The sequence below is a fragment of the Pseudomonas sp. TE3644 genome, assembly GCF_056278815.1.
Genome location: NZ_JBWBQF010000001.1, coordinates 2,354,369 through 2,371,432 on the forward strand (window position 1 = coordinate 2,354,369; position 17,064 = coordinate 2,371,432).

Here is a 17,064-nt window from a genome sequence, read left to right on the forward strand (position 1 = left end):
CGGCTAGCTGTAGGAATTTCCTTAGGAGGTTCCGCTCAAGATCTGCAATAATCGTCCTACAGCGCTAAAAAATGACGAAATGTTTCAAAATTCGTTGTTCTGCGCGAGCGCTTGCACTGGCGTTTTTCCGGGGTTAGTCTGCGGCCGCCGCTGCCAAATCAGCGGTCGGGTTTCGCAGCCCGAGTCATTCGTCAGGCGCACAGCGTCCCCATGCCCAGTGCCCGCATTTCCAGCGGTCTGTTCCATGGCGGCTGAGCGTGGGGCACCTTCGGGTGCGCCGGGTACCTGACGGTCCGGTCTGCGAACCCGCGTAAAGCCGCCACCTATCCTGTTTCGCAGCAGAGGGGGCGGTTCAGTGAACCGTCAGGAGTAAGCAGCATGGTCAAACTAACCCCCGATCCACCCGATTTCCCCCTGCCTGAAACCGCATCACCCATCCGTCTCGACATCCAGTGCAGGAGCACACCCGCCATGAGCGAATACGTTACCGCCCACCATCCCTTCGGCCCATGTGAAGGCGATATGCCGATCCTGGCCGTGCGCAACGGCATGCCGTTGGAAGAGGCTTTGACTCAAGCATGTGCGTACTTGAAAAGCACCAGCGCCGGTGCCGCCGAACTGGTGGAAAACTGCCCGCCGCAGTGGCGCGCCATGGCGCGGAATGTGGAGCACTTGAGTGAGATTGCGCGGGCGTTGGTGGAGGCGTCGTTGGCGGGGTTGCCTGCTGCGCACTGAAGTAGGCGCTGCCGCCGGGCTGCGCTGACCCTGTGCTTCAGTGCAGATGTTCAGGGTTCACATAGCCAGCGCACTTGGCGACAGCGGCTACGATGCATATAAGTAGCTAATGAGAATGTTGCTTTTACGTAACTTATCTCCATGCATGTGACGTAAACATAACATGGATCCTCAGCTTCTAGCCGACCGCCTCGGCCAGCAAATCCAGCAGATGCGCACCCTCCGTGGCCTGACGATCATCCAGTTGGCCGCACAAGCGGGCGTTACAACCTGGTACCTGCCCGCCGACCGACCTTTGAGGAATTGCGCGAGGTGTTCAAATGAGGCCGTTGCAGCGCGTTCGCATCCAGACCCCCAAGGGCGAAAGCGGGGAACTGAGCCATGACCAGGACTATCTGTTCCACTACGGTATTGGAGCGCGAGCCGGTCAGCAGATCAGCCTGACCATGGGGGTTCGCGACATGCCTTACGAGTCACGTGGCCTGCACCCTGTTTTTCAGATGACCTGCCGTGCTTCCAACAGATCGGGACTGTCAGATTTTTTGATGGTGCGGGCCAGCTCCCACACCAGAGCCCGCCGTCACATGCTTTTCCATACAGACCCTGGGGCACACAAAAAACCTGTCCCCATCCTGCGGCACTGGAACGTGTGCCCTGCACAGGAGCGCAAGGCACACTCGATCGAGCGCTGATACTCAAGCTTCAGACAGTGAAATATTATCCAAAGCAAAGAATCCGTCGCCGTCGGTCTGCACTTTTACTGACTTTATTTCGGCTATATCGATTGGAACCCCTAGGTCCAGAAATTTGCCGTCAGAGCCACCTTCACCGGTAACGCTATGAACGCGAGTGCCGCCAGCGTCGACAAACTCTACCGTGGCTCTCGTATTGGCCGAGACATAACCGCTGCTTGCCGCGTAGGAGACCGCATTATGTAACGTGATGCTGAAGTGCGAGTTTCCGCTGCTCGTTAATGCTTTCCCCGAGATTGACGGCGCATATTTGCTACCGAGCTCCTGTATGGCTACAGCGCTACCAGCGTGCACGTCGAAGTATTTAAATGCGGCTGACTCATTCGCGGGCAGCTGCCGAACAGCTTCGCTTTCAAAGTTTTCTTGAATGCGGGTGGGCGCTGCCTTAGGTGTCGTTTTAGTACTCATGATCAATTCTCCTGCCAAGATTATGGCCTGTGAGTGGAGTGGTCGTGTACGAGTCAAGAACCAATGATCAGCAGAATGCGTGTTGATAGCCATTGCTCCCTGTGCTCAATTGGGAGCATGAAGATTAAATAGTGCCCTGTAACCTGATAGAAATGACAGGTGGGGGAATGTTCAGGGTTTACTCAGGCCAACGACTGCGGTGGCTGCTTCCCGAGCTTCGCCCGGTCCCACATGCGGTCGTCAGTCAGTTGGGTTTGGGCGGCGTGGAGCCGCGCACGATCAGCTCGGCGGCAAAATCAAACCGCTGCGCCGCCCCTGCATCACCGCGCAAGCGCTCCAGCAAACACTCGAACGCCCGCACGCCAATGGCGTGGGTAGGCTGTGCCAGCGCGGTGATGCCGCTGCCCACCAGCGGGTACCAGTCCAGGTCATCCAGGGCAATCAGCCCTACGTCGTCGAACAGGTTGCAGCCCAGCGCACGCAACGCCTGGGTGGCGGCCAGCGCTGCCAGGCCGTTGGCGCAGAACAGCGCCTTGGGGCCCGCCCCGGGCGCTGCCAGAAACTCGCGTAAGCGGCTTTCCAGGTCGCTGCCAGTCTGCAACCGACTGCCGCTCAACTGCCCATCCTGCGACACCAGCAGGTCGAAGGCGGCGATACGCTCGTTGCGCGAACTGGTGCCGTCCTGCGGCTCGCTGACCAGCGCCAGGTCGCGGTAGCCGCGCGCCTTGAGGTGCACCAGGCCCATGCGCATGGCGCCGGCGTTGTCCAGGCCGGTCATGTCGCTGTGGAAGTCTTCCAGCTTGCGGTCCACCAGCACCATGGGCAGTTCGCTCTGCAGGTCGCGCAGCTCGTCCATGTGCTTGCCCAGGGTGTTCACGATCAGGCCTTCGATGTTGTAGCTGCGCAGCGCCTGCAACTGTTGCAGTTCCTGTTCGCCATCGCGGTCGGTGTTGCACACCACCAGGCTGTAGCCGTGGCGGCGGCAGGCGGTTTCCACGCCGTGCATCACGGCGATGGAGTAGGGGTTGCGGATGTCGGCCATCAGCATGCCGATCAGGCGCGTTCGCCCGCGCTTCAGGCCGCGGGCCATCTGGTTGGGGCGGTAGCCCAGTTCGCTGATGGCTTTTTCGATGCGCAGGGCAATGGCGTCCGAGAGCAGGGCTTTGTCGTCACCGATGAAGCGCGACACGCTGGCCTTGGACACGCCGGCGCGGCGGGCGACGTCCTGCATGGTGACGCGGTGACGGGGTGCTGGTGGGAGGCTGCTCACGGGGGCCGGGGGTCCTTGTTGGAATGGTCATGGCCGGGTATGGCTCAATACCGGGGCGACGGGCCCAAGTGTACCGCTGGTCGGCTTTAATGGGAAATGAGGGGGGCACCTGTCAGTTCTGACAGGTGCGGGAATGGGCATTGGCGCATGTAATAGCCCCACCTGTGGCGCATCGTTGCTATCGCGCTGCTACGGAGCGTGCCGATTGAACGGCACGGATCATTTCCCCATTGAAGTGGAGTTCACCATGACTGATTCAAAGGCGCCGACCGCTGAGCAAACCCGCCAAAGTGTCATCAAGGCCCATCGCGAAGCTGTCGCGAAAAAGGGACGTCCGTATCTCACCCGCCGCGCACTGGCCGGCCCGCAAATTCCAGAGTTGCCTGTTGCAACGTTGGACCCTGCCGTAATTGCGCCACCCTTGTCGCCCTCCGACCCTGGCGACGAAGTCAACTTGCTGCTTAACCGCTATCATGACGATCCACTGGTAGTGACCATTCCGCAATGGACCGCAGGGTCTAATACAGAAGAATATTTGAGCGTGTTTGTCGACGACATTCCCGTGATCGAAAACAAGCAGTTGACTATTCCACACGACCCTGCCGAATTCGTGGTGACAATCCCCGCTCGCTTTTTTGCTGCGGAAGGTGTGCATACGCTTTGGTACAGTTATATCAATGACGTGGGCAATTCTAAGGAATCGATCGAAACCGTGGTCACCATTGACAAGACGCCTCCGGGAAACAACGCACCTATCGGCGCGCTGATATTTCCCCCGGAAGTCGTTGCCGACGGCATTACCGCCGAGTACCTGGGCAGCCACAACGATGAAGTGATCGCCTCGGTGCCTGCTTACCTGGGGGCCAAGCGCGGGGACTACGTCACCTGGTACTGGGGAACCACGCCACCGTCCAATGAAGACCTGCCAGACGGCACCACGGCTGGCATCATCGACGTCAACGCGCCCGTGACCATTACCATTCCGGGTGACGTCATCCGTGCCAAAGGTGCTGGGCAAAAGGCCGCCCCTTTCGTGATTCACGACCGCGCCAACAACATCCGGGAAGTGTTTGGGGTGCCCTATATTCCGGTGGAGCTGCTGCCGCCACCTTTCGGTTTACTGGCCCCCCTGGTACCGCTGGCTGATGATGGCCTTATTGACCTGGCCGACGCCCAGTTGGGTGTTGAGGTGAATATCCCTGACTATCAGGGCTACGACCCCAGTGACTACTACGAGGTGGAGTGGGATGGCATTGTTCAGGCCATTACTCCCATTACCACCCCCAGCTTTACGATACCTTGGGCCTCGCTCTCCAGCAAAGGGCCAGGTCCAAGGGCTGTCATCGTCAAATATTACGTCAAGCGCACGGCCACCAGCCTGGTCCGCTACCCGTCGCCGGAATTGACGGTGAACGTCGATTTCCGCGCACCTGGCCCTGACCCTATCGTGCCAGGGCCCAACCCACTGTTGCTGCCGGTTACCGTGCGTGGTGGTGCTTGGCAAGCAGGTGATCCGGACAACAAACTGACTATCGCCGATCGCGGCCAGCCAGCCACCGCGACCGTGGAGCTGGCAGCCAAGATTGAGGACGACGATGTCCTGACCTTGCATTGGGGCACTTTCCCCGGCGCGGCGGCTACCGTGACAATCAATGGTGAAAGTGAAGGCGATGAGGTGACATTCACCGTTCCGTGGAATGTCATCAACCAGGGCGGCTTCAATGAGTTCGTCAGGGTGGATTATACGGTCAGCCGTCCAGGCCTGCCCAACGTCCAGCTGTCGACGCTGCAATTGGTGGATGCGCGCATCTCCCAGCTTGAAGGCTTGCCCAACCCGGTACTCCCGGCTGCCACGACCCTGCCCAATGGGCGCCAGGTGCTTAACTGCGCGTCCAGAATATGGAACGGTATTGTCGTCAATGTCCCCGGTGACGGCAGTGTGTTTTCGGCGGGCGATCGCGTGGTGTGCTACTTCCAGGGGTACTCGGATGCGAACAACGGCACCGCGATCCCCAATACTGACAAGGAATTCGAAATTGCTGCGCTGACCCCTGGCCAGGCGACCAACGGCTTTAGTTTCACGATTACTCCGTACAATGGAATGATCGAGCTGGTATCGGATGGTAGTGCGGATATTTTCTATCGCCTGTTTAAAGCAGATGGCCAGGAAGGCAGCTCTCTGTTGCTTCAACCTCGCGTATCGCGCCGTCAGGGCGATACATTCTGTACCCCGTAAATAAATATTCAAGACTTCACGTGTCGTAATGATATTCCCGCCTTCTTTGAGTTGAAGGCGGGAATATTGTTTATGGCTTCGTCGGTTGTTGAAATTTCCTACGTTTCCGTAGTATTGATCCTACAATATTGATCACGCAGTATCCTTACACTTGCTGGCCCATGATTAATATGTTTCGCGGAGAACTATCGTGAAAGTTTACTTTCGTGCAGGCCTGATGATGTGTAGCGCCGGACTCTCTATGCTAAGCCCGGTGGCGATAGCGGTTACCCCTGTAACGGGCACGGTAGTGGACATCGATGCCACTACCCCCACCGACACCTACGTGGTTTCCCAGGGCGGCACGCTCAATGTCATAAGTGGCACCCAGCATGGCACCGTCAGGCTCACGGATGCCGGATCCAGTGTGAACCTGCAAGCCGGGTCCGCCACCAATGCCATCACCGCCAACGCCGGCAGTACGGTGACCGTCACCGGTGCAGCGGTGACGGGCACCGGCGTGGGTGCGGTGAACTTGAGCAACGCCAGCGCCACCCTGACCGGGGCGACTGTCACCAATACCGGGGCCATTGGCTCAGGGCTCAACGTGGCGCGTGTTCAAAGCCTGACCACCGGTTCCACTGCCACGGTCACCGGTAGCACCATCACCGGCACCCAGGCGGGCGCCAGTGTGTCGAGGTACAGCACCCTTGAGCTCAACAACTCCTCGCTCAATGGCGTGGGGGCCACCAGCGCTGGGCTGCGTATGTTTTCCAGTACGGTCAGCGCCACCGGCAGTACCCTGACCGGCGGTCTGAACGGTGTGCTGGTGTCTTCTGAAGCCGGCGCCGCCGACGAGCAGGCGGTGCTGAACCTGAGCAACAGCATCGTCACCGGCCAGACCGGCGCTGCCATCGCCGTAAACAGGGCGGTACAGGCCACCATTTCCATCGCCGACGGCACGCAGTTGAACGGCAACAATGGCAACATTCTGGAGGTGTCGGGCGCCGCCACGGCCAACGTCCAGGTCACCAACAGCGCCCTGGCCGGCGATGTGCAGGTGGCGGCCGACAGTGCTGCTCACCTGGTATTCGACCGTGCCACCCTGCAAGGCAACGTGGTGACCCAAACCGGCGGCGACAGCAGCCTGGCGTTGCGCAATGCCTCGACCTTTACCGGCACGGTGACCAACCTGGGCAGCATGGACATCGCCAGTGACTCGACCTGGTTAATGACGGGCGACTCCAGCGTGGGCGCCCTGAGCCTGGACAACGGCACGGTGCGTTTCGACGACAGTGCAGGGTTCTACCAACTCAACCTGGCCAGCCTCAGCGGTACGGGCACCTTCGTGATGGCGGTCAACTTCGCCGCAGGCCTGGGCGACTTCCTCAATATCGAAGGCCAGGCCTCGGGCACCCATGCCTTGCTGATCAGTGCCACCGGCGCAGATCCCGCCCAGGACAGCAGCTTGCAAGTGGTGCACACCGGCGGCGGCGACGCGCAGTTTTCACTGGTCGGTGGCACCGTGGACCAAGGCACCTACACCTACGGCCTGGCCAAGGTGGACGATGACTGGTACCTGGACGCCAGCCTCAAGCAGATCAGCCCCAGCACCAGCACCGTGCTGGCCCTGTTCAATACGGCGCCTACCGTGTGGTACGGCGAGCTGACCTCGCTGCGCACGCGCATGGGCGAACTGCGGCAGAACCCCGGCGCCGCCGGCCTGTGGGCGCGAGCCTATGGCAACAAATACAACGTGGCTGAAGCCTCGGGCGTGGGGTATCAGCAAACCCAGCAGGGGCTTTCCCTGGGCGCGGACGTACCCTTGGGCGACAGCCAATGGCTGGTGGGCCTGCTGGCCGGCTACAGCCAGTCGGACCTGGCGTTGGACCGTGGCAGCTCCGGCACTGTCTATAGCTACTACGCCGGTGCCTACGCTACCTGGCTGGATGCGCAGACCGGCTATTACTTCGATGGCGTGGTCAAGGCCAACCGCTTCCAGAACAACGCGCGGGTGAACATGAGCGACGGCACCCGGGCCAAGGGCGACTACGACACCGCAGGCCTTGGGGCGTCGGCCGAGTTCGGGCGTCACATCAAACTGCGTGACGGCTACTTTCTCGAACCGTTCGGTCAGCTTTCCAGTGTCGTCATCCAGGGCCGGGACTACAGCCTGAACAACGGCATGCAGGCCGATGGCGACCGTGCCCGCTCCGTGCTGGCCAAGGCCGGCAGCAGCGCCGGTCGCACCTTCGAGCTGGGCCAGGGGCGCTTCGTGCAACCGTATGTGCGGGCCGCCGTGGCGCACGAATTCATCAACAACAACAAGGTCGAGGTGAACGGCAGCAACGTCTTCAACAATGATCTGTCGGGCACCCGTGGCGAACTGGGTGCCGGTATCGCCATCTCGCTGGCCGAGCGCCTGCAGGTGCATGCTGACTTCGACTACAGCAAGGGCGAGCACATCGAGCAACCCTGGGGTGCCAACCTGGGCGTACGCTATAGCTGGTAACACCACGGCGACGAATTCCGGCCGCAGCCCTACCTGTTAGTTCTGACAGTTTCGGGCGGCGGCCTGCAGCGGTTCAATAGGGGCATCCCGCCTGCTGCAGGCGCACCAAGAGCTGCCGCCATGAACCGCATTCCTGTTCGCGATATCCCCATCCGCCTGGCCCCGCCCACCCCGGTGCCGACCGTGCCCGACATCCCCGACGGCGAACCCAACCTGCTGCCCAAGGCAGCCTTGCTGGCCCCGCTGAGGGTCGAGTTTCCCGTGTGGGAGGGCGCCGTCACCGATCCTAATGATCCTGGCGACACGCTGTACCTGTACTGGGACGGCGAGGAGGTGAACAGCAAACTGTTCACCGCTGCCGACGTGATCCCAGCCAATCTTTTCATGACTGTGCCCCGTGCCCGACTCATCGGTGATGGAGAGCATCAGCTGCAGTACGTCGCCTACAACTCGGTGGGCAACCCGGTTGGCTCTGCGCCTGCGCCCGTGTGGATCGACACGGTGGAGCCTGGCCACAACGACGTGTTATTGCCCTTGGTGGCCGAGCCGGCAGTACCGGCCGACATCGTCAATGAGGCCTACCTGGCCGCCAATGGCGACCAGCTGCTGGCGCGGGTGCCGGCCTACGTGGAAACCCGCGTGGGCGATCTGATCCAGGGCTTCTGGCAGCACGAGCTGCTGGCCGACCAGGACCTGGCCGATGCACAGACGGTGGTCGACCAGCAGGCCATCGACACCGGTGAGATCGTGCTGGTGTTCAGCGGCCAGACCATTCGCCAGAAGGGCAACGGCCGCGCGCGGGCCTGGTACCGCATTACCGACAGGGCCGGTAACGTCAGCGCACGTTCTGACGACAGGCTGTGGTTGGTCGACGTGCAGGCGCCGCCTGCCACGTTGCGCCCACCCCGTATCCCCCAGGCCAGCGATGGCCTGATCAGCCGCGCCGATGCCTGCGACACGGTGATGGTGGTGCTGGACGGGTACACCACCCCCGCGCCCGGCGACCAACTGCTGGTGACCTTCAATAGCAGCGCCCTGGCGCCCGTGCATGCGCCGGGCGCTGGCGGCTTTCCGGTGAGCGTGGAGGTGCCGTGGGACATTCTCAGAAGCTACGGGGAAACGGCGAGCTACCGGGCCGTGGTGTACTGGCAAGTGCAGCGAGGGGCGTTTATCAGCCCGCCGTCGCAGACCTTGGCCGTGGAGGTGGACTTGCGTATTGCGGGGCCGGCCAATCCCAGTCCGTGCCCGTTGAACGGACGGTTGCCGACTGTAACTGTAAAAGGTGCGGCAGGGGATAACCTCATTAGCGATGCAGACGCTCCGGGACCCGTGTCGGTTGAGGTCTCGTTGTACGGAAACCCGCAAGAGCATGATCAATTGGCTCTGTATTGGGGGAGGCTGGCTACGCCGGTGGCCACCTATGATGTGCAAGCGATAGATTTCCCGGGGATAATAATTGTTTTTAAAGTTCGCTGGGCGGATATCGAAGCCGAAGGCGCAGGAGCTAACTTGGTGGTGCATTACACAGTTAGTAATGGCCTCAATGAGCAACGGTCCTGGGGCACGGAGTGTCAGGTTGAATTGGGCCTGGAGATTACTGGGTCTCGCTCTCAAACGGGTCCATTTTATCATTCGGGGCCAAGTCTGCTAGCCGTAAAAAGTGCACGCTCTGATGTCGTATATCGATGGAGTTATAGGGAGGGTGAGCAGTCGGCGTTGGGCGATACTTTCACTGATACTCATCCGGAAAGTCCATTAATGGTCAGTTGGGAAAAGGCGGGAGTTGTAGGTGCCAGAACAACTCTTCGCCCTGTCAATATTTGTGGGATTCCTTCGTTTTCATCATATCGTAGTGGGTGTATCGTCAAAAATGACGGCGCACTATTTGGTTGGGGAGGTGATAGCGAAATTAATCCTCCGCCCGATGTGCAAAATGTAAAATGTATTACTTGCAACAGACAGGCATTTGCTGCTCTTCACAATGATGGAACGGTGACCTGCTGGGGAGATGTCAATCGGGGCGGATTAGCGCCTACAGGCTTAACAGGTGTTATCCAGATAGTCGCCGCTGGTAGTGCCTTCGCTGCGCTTCGTGACAATGGTTCACTGGTGACATGGGGAGACGCATTCAGGGGGGGCGTCATCCCTCCGCTTATCGCACCCCAGCTCGCGCTTATTCGTCAAGTAGTTGGTGGAGAAAACGCATTCGCCGCACTGCGTGATGACGGGGAGGTGTTCTGCTGGGGGGGAGAACAGTGGCCATATGGGATGACGGTTGCAGTCGCGCGCGGGAGCCACCGGCTTAGCGCCAGTGACAATGCATTTGCCGCCGTCACCTTACGCAAAACGGCAGTCGCTTGGGGCCTTTCTGCTGATGGAGGCGAAATACCCGTCGAACTCGTGAGCCAACTCATCAATGTTGTGGCTATTGCTTCGACCAGTTCAGCATTTGCTGCATTGACGGAACAGGGGCGAGTACTCGTTTGGGGGGATCCGCGCTTTGGCGGCCAATTGTCCGCTCCTATCGAGGACGCCCGTCATCTGGTTGGGGCTAGCACAGCATTTGCCGCCTTGACTACGAATGGCGCAGTAGTCGGTTGGGGGCAGGGCGATGAAGGAGGTGCAGTTCCAACTGGGTTGCAAGCCAGTTCGATAATATCCGGATATGGGTCTATGGCTGCCTGCCGTCTGGATGGTTCAGTCATCTCGTGGGGAGTTACTTCTGGAGAATATACCGGTACTCGAGCGCGTGCGGTTTATGCTGCTGGAGCGAACTTTATTGTATTGACTCAAGATGACGAACTCGTAAGTTGGGGGAGCGATAATCTTGATTTGAAATCGTTGGATGGCTTGGTTTCGCAAGTCATTTGATGTGCTGGCTTACAGCGTTCGCTGTGGGCACTAATGGAGTGTTGGGAAATGAGCAACGTACCTAGTGAAATCACTGCTGTCCCGGTCGCGGAAGATGTAATTATTCTCGGTGAGGCAATTGTCGGAGGAACCTTGAATGGTAGCTATAAATATCGAAATACAGCTGAAAATCCAGAGGGTAACTCACATTTTCAATGGCTGGTCGATGGGGGTGTGATAGCTACAACGCTGTCTTTATTGGTTGGTCCAGAATACAGCGGTAAGTCAATCGTGTTTAGCGTAACACCTGTGGCTGTGTCGGGTGAAATTGGAGCGACGGTGTTGTCATCTGCGAAGTTGGTGGTGTCAGGCTTTCAGAATATCACGGATGAGGAAAACGAAAATAGTTTCATGAAGCAGCACGGTAACTTTTCGTTCTATGCGGCTGAGCCGGCGGATCGTATTTTTGTATCGACGGGCGGTGCGTTCTCATTGCTGGATGGCCAAAGTCAGAATGTTTACGTTCGAGGAGAAGATGCATACGGTGCTGTGGTGCCTGAGGCAATTCGTGGCTACTTGATCAATAACCCTGCCACAGTTTTATTTTCGACTGAGCGCGATTTTGCGGCCTTGGTGCCCCTGGGGCGGCAGAATCAATTGTTGGTATGGGGCAATAATATTCCGAATAATGTTGATTTGACGAAGCTTAGAAATATCAAGGGCGTTTATTCTAATGGCAGTGCGTTTGCCTACATTCATTCGGAGATGACCAGTGAAAACAAGTGGATCGGGGCTGTTGGTAATGCAGCGAACGGCGGATTGATCCCTGACAGCGTCCACCTGCGACTTGTCACTGATCCCCCGGTGGCTATCTACGCGGCCTATGAAGCTTTTGTCGTGCTGACGACCAGAGGTAAGGTGTATGCGTGGGGCAAAGCTGCCGATGGCGGCTCCATCAGTGCCAGCGCGCAGGCACTGCTGGACGCGATGCCAGTGAAACGAATCATTTCCAACATGAGTGCGTTCTGCGCGATTGGGGCGTCAGGTGATATCGTCACCTGGGGTAACCCTAATAACGGCGGGACTATTCCAGCGGATCGCCTTGAGACTATTCTGGATCAAGGCGGCGTCAAGTCGGTGATCGCGGCTCGCGCCTCATTCTGCGCAGTGACGAAAGGAAGAGCCAAAGCCGTCAGTTGGGGGCTTGCCGACCAAGGCGGAAATATGGGGGGCGGGGCCGCTGAACTGGCTGCGCGCGGTAACATTGTGATGTGCAAGGCGGCTACATGGGCATTCTGTATGATCAATGCCTCTGGGCAAGTGGAGGCTTGGGGTGTCGCAAACTCTGGAGGCACGATCCCCAACTCAACAGTGCCCGCGCCTGAGCCTAGCCCAATGGAGGACCTGCTGGATTTGGGCGTCAAGAAAGAGGTTGAGAAGTATTTCAAGCAACAATTGAGCCTCGGGGCCTCCTCGCCAGTGGACGTAGACCAAGCGGCTGATGCTTTTTCCCTTGGGCTCAAAACCATATCTTCCCGAATTATCATAGGCGAGGGGAATGTGAGCTGTTACGGTAACGATTCCAGCTTCTTTTTGATTGCCCAAGATGAGGAGTCCTACACTAATAATTTGTGGGTGTGGGGGCAAGCGAACGGTGGCGGGTCAATGGGGAATGATGTGCGTCAGACATTACTCGCTAGCCGGATTACACACGTTTACTGCACTAATGGAGCCTATGGAGTGATTGCTTCCCAAGGGAGCGTAAACGGCGTAGTTACCGTTTGGGGGGCCACATTGGCGCAAATGGATGCGGGGGAAATTCCGAAAACTCCGCCGGAAATTGCCCAGTTGCTGCGTGGTGGGGTTATTGAACTCTATTCCATCAAGCGCTCGCCGCCTGTCAGCCCAACGCCTGTACGGGTGGATCCTTCCTTTGCGGCACGGCATATATCAGGCGCTTATGTATTATGGGGCGGGAATGTGGTTAATCAGGTCTTTACCCCGAGTGATCATGAGTCATTCATCTGAGAAGCCTAGGCAGCCTTCGCAAGAAGGCTGCCTCGATCCAAGGCAGGGCATCGTATCTAATGAGCTCATTCATTCCGACGGTAGTATCGCTGCAGGAATTGCCGCCCCCCAGAAGACGGTATCGCCATTTTGACAGCGCGCCGCAAATCCAGCGATTGTGGCGGGTGCGATACTGTCGGGGACCGATTTTATTGGATAAATTTGCAGTACGCCTTGATAAAGGCTTCGGTCCAGGTTCGCGGGTAGTGCGCCACCATCATTACTGCCGGATCCCCAAGCCACCACACACCCTTCGACGTCCCCTTGCCGAGTGAGGGCACAGTACGCGCCATTTGAGCAGTATATTTGCTCTATTTTACTAGCCAGCAATATCTGTTTGGTGGGCTGCGGGAGTGCTGAGTAGGTGGCGTGCCCCCAGCAGATAATATTACGCGTCTGCCCCTCGGGAGTTTGGCCGAGCAGGCAAAACCCCCCATCATTAGCGTACAGGCGAATGGTGCCTAGTGCGTCACTGTAAACAGTGTTTGTACTCTGTTGACTCACTGTTTCATGGGCTGAGCCTGAGCGTTCGGAAAACAGTGATTTTATTGAGAGTTGGGCTTCTGTTAGCGTGGTAGGGGGGGCTGTTTCTGAGTTGCTAATGTCTGAAATTCCCGAACTCGCCTCTGCAGGGATAGTCGTCCCGCCGTAAGCGGCATGCCCCCATGCTTCGGCCTGTCCGCTTTGATTAACGATGCAAAATGCCCATGATGCAGCCTTGCATAATATGATATTTCCGCGCGCAGATAGTTCGCTTGCAGCAGCACTCATTGTGCCGCCTGTTGCAGTGGCACCCCAGCAAAAAGCTTTTCTTCGACCTCGGGTGATTGCGCAGAAGGCAGACTTTGCAGCAACGACTAATTCGGCACCGCCGTCATCCATGATGTTTTCTAAAATGGTTGCGGGTATGGTTCCGCCGTCTGACGACTTTCCCCAGGTAACAAGTTCGCCTAATTCACCGATGGCACAAAATGCAGAAGAGTTGGTCACAATCGAAGTAACCTTGAGGGTGTCCAGTATTGATCGAGTGCTGACGTCTATCGTGCCCCCATAGCCAGTATTTCCCCATGCGAACACGTGACCTGCCTCTGTTAACACTGCAAAGGCTGCTTCTGTTGGATAGATGGCGCGTGGTGTTTCATGGCTTAGGCTTAGATGCACCGCATCTGGGATGACTCCGCCGTTGCTAGCGGCGCCTGCGGCGCCAATTTTATACTCGGTGCTGCCCTGATCTCGGTAAATAAAGGCGAACGAATAGCGATTGCTGTACGTAAACCTGATATTTCCTAAACCATAAGGAATATTAACTGGAATGTTGGAGCCCCATATCAGTAAACGATTGCTGGTAGGGGTCTCCACCAGTACGGCAAAATCTTTCTCAGTTGTGAAAACGTTTGCTGTTCCATTGTGCTTTAGAAAATCTGAAAAATAGGTTGGTGGCGTTCCTCCATGGGTTGCCTTGCCACCAATCTGTAGACGATTTCCCCCGGTTAAAAGCGCATAAGCGCCACTGGTCAAGGACAATACTCCATCTGCCGGGGCTGGGGAGTGGATGGTAAAATTGCCAAACAGCTTTATGAAACTGTTTTCATTTTCTTGTCTTGAAATGTTTTGAAAAGAATCGGTGGCGGCGTATAGAATCGACGCAGCTTCTGCGGCGGACCCGCCCAAAAGTGGCGTGCTTTTGCATTGAATAGTTTTGTTCAGGTGTTCTTCTGTTAAATGAAAAAACTCTCCAGCTACCGAAGGTCGTCCGTCAATGGACCATTGGTAGGTAGCTGGTGGCGTTTGTTCCGTGTCCAAGCAGGCTTGAAGGGTGCCGGGTATAATAGGTCTGCCGACAATCCCAAGTGAATCAGGTGTCGGCAGATCGGTATTATTTTCTTCCACAGTCTGTGGGGTGGGACTCGTTTCTTGGTTGCTTTTACGTGGTTCTATACCCGATTTTATATTGTTGAGTGGCAATGCGATGCGGATTATGATGTCTGACTCTAAATCTGACATGATTTTCTCCCGTGGGTGATTTGCTTGCTCAATTTTAATTGTGGATCCAAGGCCGAGGGATTCAAGTTTTTTCTGGATGTGAAGCTGCTTTTGGTCTTATGTTGAAACTTGGTTTTCAAAATTTTTTTGATGTCTCAAAGTTTTTGTTAAATCCACGGCGTGGGGCCCCACAGCAAGAGACCTCAATTGCACAGATGCACTCAAAGAGGAAGGCCAAAACAAATTACGCAGTGTAAATTCGCCTTTCTGCTTGAGATGGCGCGCCTGTTAGTTCTGACAGTTTCGGGCGGCGGCCTGCAGCGGTTCAATAGGGGCATCCCGCCTGCTACAGGCGCACCACGAGCTGCCGCCATGAACCACACCCACCTTCGCGATATCCCCATCCGCCTGGCCCCGCCCACCCCGGTGCCGACCGTGCCCGACATCCCCGACGGCGAACCCAACCTGCTGCCCAAGGCAGCCTTGCTGGCCCCGCTGAGGGTCGAGTTTCCCGTGTGGGAGGGCGCCGTCACCGACCCCAGCGACCCGGGCGATACGTTGTACCTGTACTGGGACGGCGTGGAGGTGGACAGCAAACTGTTCACCGCTGCCGACGTGATCCCGGCCAACCTTTTCATGACCGTGCCCCGTGCCCGACTCATCGGTGATGGAGAGCATCAGCTGCAGTACGTCGCCTACAACTCGGTGGGCAACCCGGTTGGCTCTGCGCCTGCGCCCGTGTGGATCGACACGGTGGAGCCTGGCCACAACGACGTGTTATTGCCCTTGGTGGCCGAGCCGGCAGTACCGGCCGACATCGTCAATGAGGCCTACCTGGCCGCCAATGGCGACCAGTTGCTGGCGCGGGTGCCGGCCTACGTGGAAACCCGCGTGGGCGATCTGATCCAGGGCTTCTGGCAGCACGAGCTGCTGGCCGACCAGGACCTGGCCGATGCACAGACGGTGGTCGACCAGCAGGCCATCGACACCGGTGAGATCGTGCTGGTGTTCAGCGGCCAGACCATTCGCCAGAAGGGCAACGGCCGCGCGCGGGCCTGGTACCGCATTACCGACAGGGCCGGTAACGTCAGCGCACGTTCTGACGACAGGCTGTGGTTGGTCGACGTACAGGCGCCGCCTGCCACGTTGCGCCCACCCCGTATCCCCCAGGCCAGCGATGGCCTGATCAGCCGCGCCGATGCCTGCGACACGGTGATGGTGGTGCTGGACGGGTACACCACCCCCGCGCCCGGCGACCAACTGCTGGTGACCTTCAATAGCAGCGCCCTGGCGCCCGTGCATGCGCCGGGCGCTGGCGGCTTTCCGGTGAGCGTGGAGGTGCCGTGGGACATTCTCAGAAGCTACGGGGAAACGGCGAGCTACCGGGCCGTGGTGTACTGGCAAGTGCAGCGAGGGGCGTTTATCAGCCCGCCGTCGCAGACCTTGGCCGTGGAGGTGGACTTGCGTATTGCGGGGCCGGCCAATCCCGGTCCGTGCCCGTTGAACGGTCTCTTGTCACGGGTGACGGTCAAAGGCTCGACTGCCGACAACGTCGTGGTGCCATCCGATGCACCTGGGCCGGTGCCGGTGCAGGTGATGCTGTATGAAAATCCGCGCCCAACCGAAGTAATGAACCTGTATTGGGGCAGCCTGACGGCGCCCGTGGCGTCGTACCAAGTAGTGGCAGGCGATAGCGCCGGGCAATTGATCACTTTTGAAGTCGAGTGGGCCGACGTACTGGCGGCGGGCTTCGGCGCTGCAGTGCCGGTCTGGTACAGCGTGAGCAATGGCATCAACGTGCAGCACTCACCCCAGACTGCCTGTCGTGTGGAGGCGCCGGGCGAAGTCCCGGGTGGGGGCGATAAGCTCAAGGCGGGCCGTTTTCCCAATACCAACGCCAACCAGGCCTTGAATTATCAGCTGACGCGCGGCGGTGCCCTGTACCGGATCGAACTGGACTACCCGCAGGCGGCGGCGGGGGATGAATTGGTCATGCGCCTGCAGGGTTATGGTCCGGATGGCACGACTCAACTGCCGGGCACTGAATATACGGCTCAGGACCAAGTCGACGCAGTGGAGTTGGCTCAGGGTTATTACCAATTTCTGGTGCCTGAACAGAAATTCACCCTCGCTCTGTACCCAGGCCCGCGCAATATCATCAATGTCGCCTATCAGGCCAGTAATGCGAGCGGTACAGGGGAGTCACTGGTGAGCCGCACCTTGATCGATATGCGTGGGGAGAGCAGTGGGGGCTGAGACCTGTTAGTTCTGT

The 17,064-nt window shown here is 58.3% G+C and carries 10 protein-coding genes; 7 read left to right on the forward strand and 3 right to left on the reverse strand.

Annotation, left to right across the window (positions count from 1 at the left end; genetic code table 11):
• The first annotated feature begins 471 nt into the window (after nucleotides 1-471).
• Both ACZ9GA_RS10410 and ACZ9GA_RS10415 read left to right on the forward strand, forming a co-directional pair.
• Nucleotides 472-735, forward strand: a complete 264-nt coding sequence (locus ACZ9GA_RS10410) for a hypothetical protein (RefSeq protein ID WP_457362749.1) — start codon at nucleotides 472-474, stop codon at nucleotides 733-735.
• Nucleotides 736-1,055: 320 nt separating this feature from the next.
• Complete coding sequence (locus tag ACZ9GA_RS10415) at nucleotides 1,056-1,427, forward strand: HipA N-terminal domain-containing protein (RefSeq protein WP_457362748.1); 372 nt, start codon at nucleotides 1,056-1,058, stop codon at nucleotides 1,425-1,427.
• A gap of 3 nt (nucleotides 1,428-1,430) precedes the next feature.
• On the opposite strand, the gene ACZ9GA_RS10420 is transcribed toward ACZ9GA_RS10415, so the two are convergent.
• A complete protein-coding gene (locus ACZ9GA_RS10420; RefSeq protein ID WP_457362747.1) occupies nucleotides 1,431-1,895 on the reverse strand; it encodes a hypothetical protein in 465 nt (154 codons plus the stop codon).
• 244 nt (nucleotides 1,896-2,139) lie between these two features.
• Nucleotides 2,140-3,126 carry a LacI family DNA-binding transcriptional regulator gene (locus tag ACZ9GA_RS10425; protein WP_457363761.1) on the reverse strand — a complete coding sequence of 329 codons (987 nt, stop codon included), beginning with the start codon at nucleotides 3,124-3,126 and terminating at the stop codon, nucleotides 2,140-2,142.
• Between the two features lie 244 nt (nucleotides 3,127-3,370).
• Between ACZ9GA_RS10425 and ACZ9GA_RS10430 the strand changes: the two genes are divergently transcribed.
• The 4 genes from ACZ9GA_RS10430 to ACZ9GA_RS10445 all read left to right on the forward strand — a co-directional run bounded on the left by ACZ9GA_RS10430 (nucleotide 3,371) and on the right by ACZ9GA_RS10445 (nucleotide 12,770).
• A complete protein-coding gene (locus tag ACZ9GA_RS10430) occupies nucleotides 3,371-5,401 on the forward strand; it encodes a hypothetical protein (RefSeq protein ID WP_457362746.1) in 2,031 nt (676 codons plus the stop codon).
• Nucleotides 5,402-5,642: 241 nt separating this feature from the next.
• Complete coding sequence (locus ACZ9GA_RS10435) at nucleotides 5,643-7,892, forward strand: autotransporter outer membrane beta-barrel domain-containing protein (protein WP_457362745.1); 2,250 nt, start codon at nucleotides 5,643-5,645, stop codon at nucleotides 7,890-7,892.
• A gap of 183 nt (nucleotides 7,893-8,075) precedes the next feature.
• Nucleotides 8,076-10,763, forward strand: coding sequence for an RCC1 domain-containing protein (locus tag ACZ9GA_RS10440; RefSeq protein WP_457362744.1), 2,688 nt, complete (start codon nucleotides 8,076-8,078; stop codon nucleotides 10,761-10,763).
• A gap of 48 nt (nucleotides 10,764-10,811) precedes the next feature.
• Complete coding sequence (locus tag ACZ9GA_RS10445; protein ID WP_457362743.1) at nucleotides 10,812-12,770, forward strand: RCC1 domain-containing protein; 1,959 nt, start codon at nucleotides 10,812-10,814, stop codon at nucleotides 12,768-12,770.
• A 69-nt stretch (nucleotides 12,771-12,839) separates the two neighbouring features.
• On the opposite strand, the gene ACZ9GA_RS10450 is transcribed toward ACZ9GA_RS10445, so the two are convergent.
• Complete coding sequence (locus tag ACZ9GA_RS10450; protein ID WP_457362742.1) at nucleotides 12,840-14,813, reverse strand: RCC1 domain-containing protein; 1,974 nt, start codon at nucleotides 14,811-14,813, stop codon at nucleotides 12,840-12,842.
• Between the two features lie 351 nt (nucleotides 14,814-15,164).
• Here ACZ9GA_RS10450 and ACZ9GA_RS10455 point away from each other — a divergent pair, with 351 nt between their 5' ends.
• Nucleotides 15,165-17,048: a hypothetical protein gene (locus ACZ9GA_RS10455; protein WP_457362741.1), complete on the forward strand. Its 1,884-nt coding sequence runs from the start codon at nucleotides 15,165-15,167 to the stop codon at nucleotides 17,046-17,048.
• Nucleotides 17,049-17,064 lie beyond the last annotated feature (16 nt).

Excerpts from the sequence above, each read along its gene's own strand:
- ACZ9GA_RS10410 (WP_457362749.1), top strand. The coding sequence starts at position 472 with ATGAGCGAATACGTTACCGCCCACCATCCCTTCGGCCCATGTGAAGGC.
- ACZ9GA_RS10415 (WP_457362748.1), top strand. The coding sequence starts at position 1,056 with ATGAGGCCGTTGCAGCGCGTTCGCATCCAGACCCCCAAGGGCGAAAGC.
- ACZ9GA_RS10420 (WP_457362747.1), bottom strand. The coding sequence starts at position 1,895 with ATGAGTACTAAAACGACACCTAAGGCAGCGCCCACCCGCATTCAAGAA.
- ACZ9GA_RS10425 (WP_457363761.1), bottom strand. The coding sequence starts at position 3,126 with ATGCAGGACGTCGCCCGCCGCGCCGGCGTGTCCAAGGCCAGCGTGTCG.
- ACZ9GA_RS10435 (WP_457362745.1), top strand. The coding sequence starts at position 5,643 with ATGCTAAGCCCGGTGGCGATAGCGGTTACCCCTGTAACGGGCACGGTA.
- ACZ9GA_RS10445 (WP_457362743.1), top strand. The coding sequence starts at position 10,812 with ATGAGCAACGTACCTAGTGAAATCACTGCTGTCCCGGTCGCGGAAGAT.
- ACZ9GA_RS10450 (WP_457362742.1), bottom strand. The coding sequence starts at position 14,813 with ATGTCAGATTTAGAGTCAGACATCATAATCCGCATCGCATTGCCACTC.
- ACZ9GA_RS10455 (WP_457362741.1), top strand. The coding sequence starts at position 15,165 with ATGAACCACACCCACCTTCGCGATATCCCCATCCGCCTGGCCCCGCCC.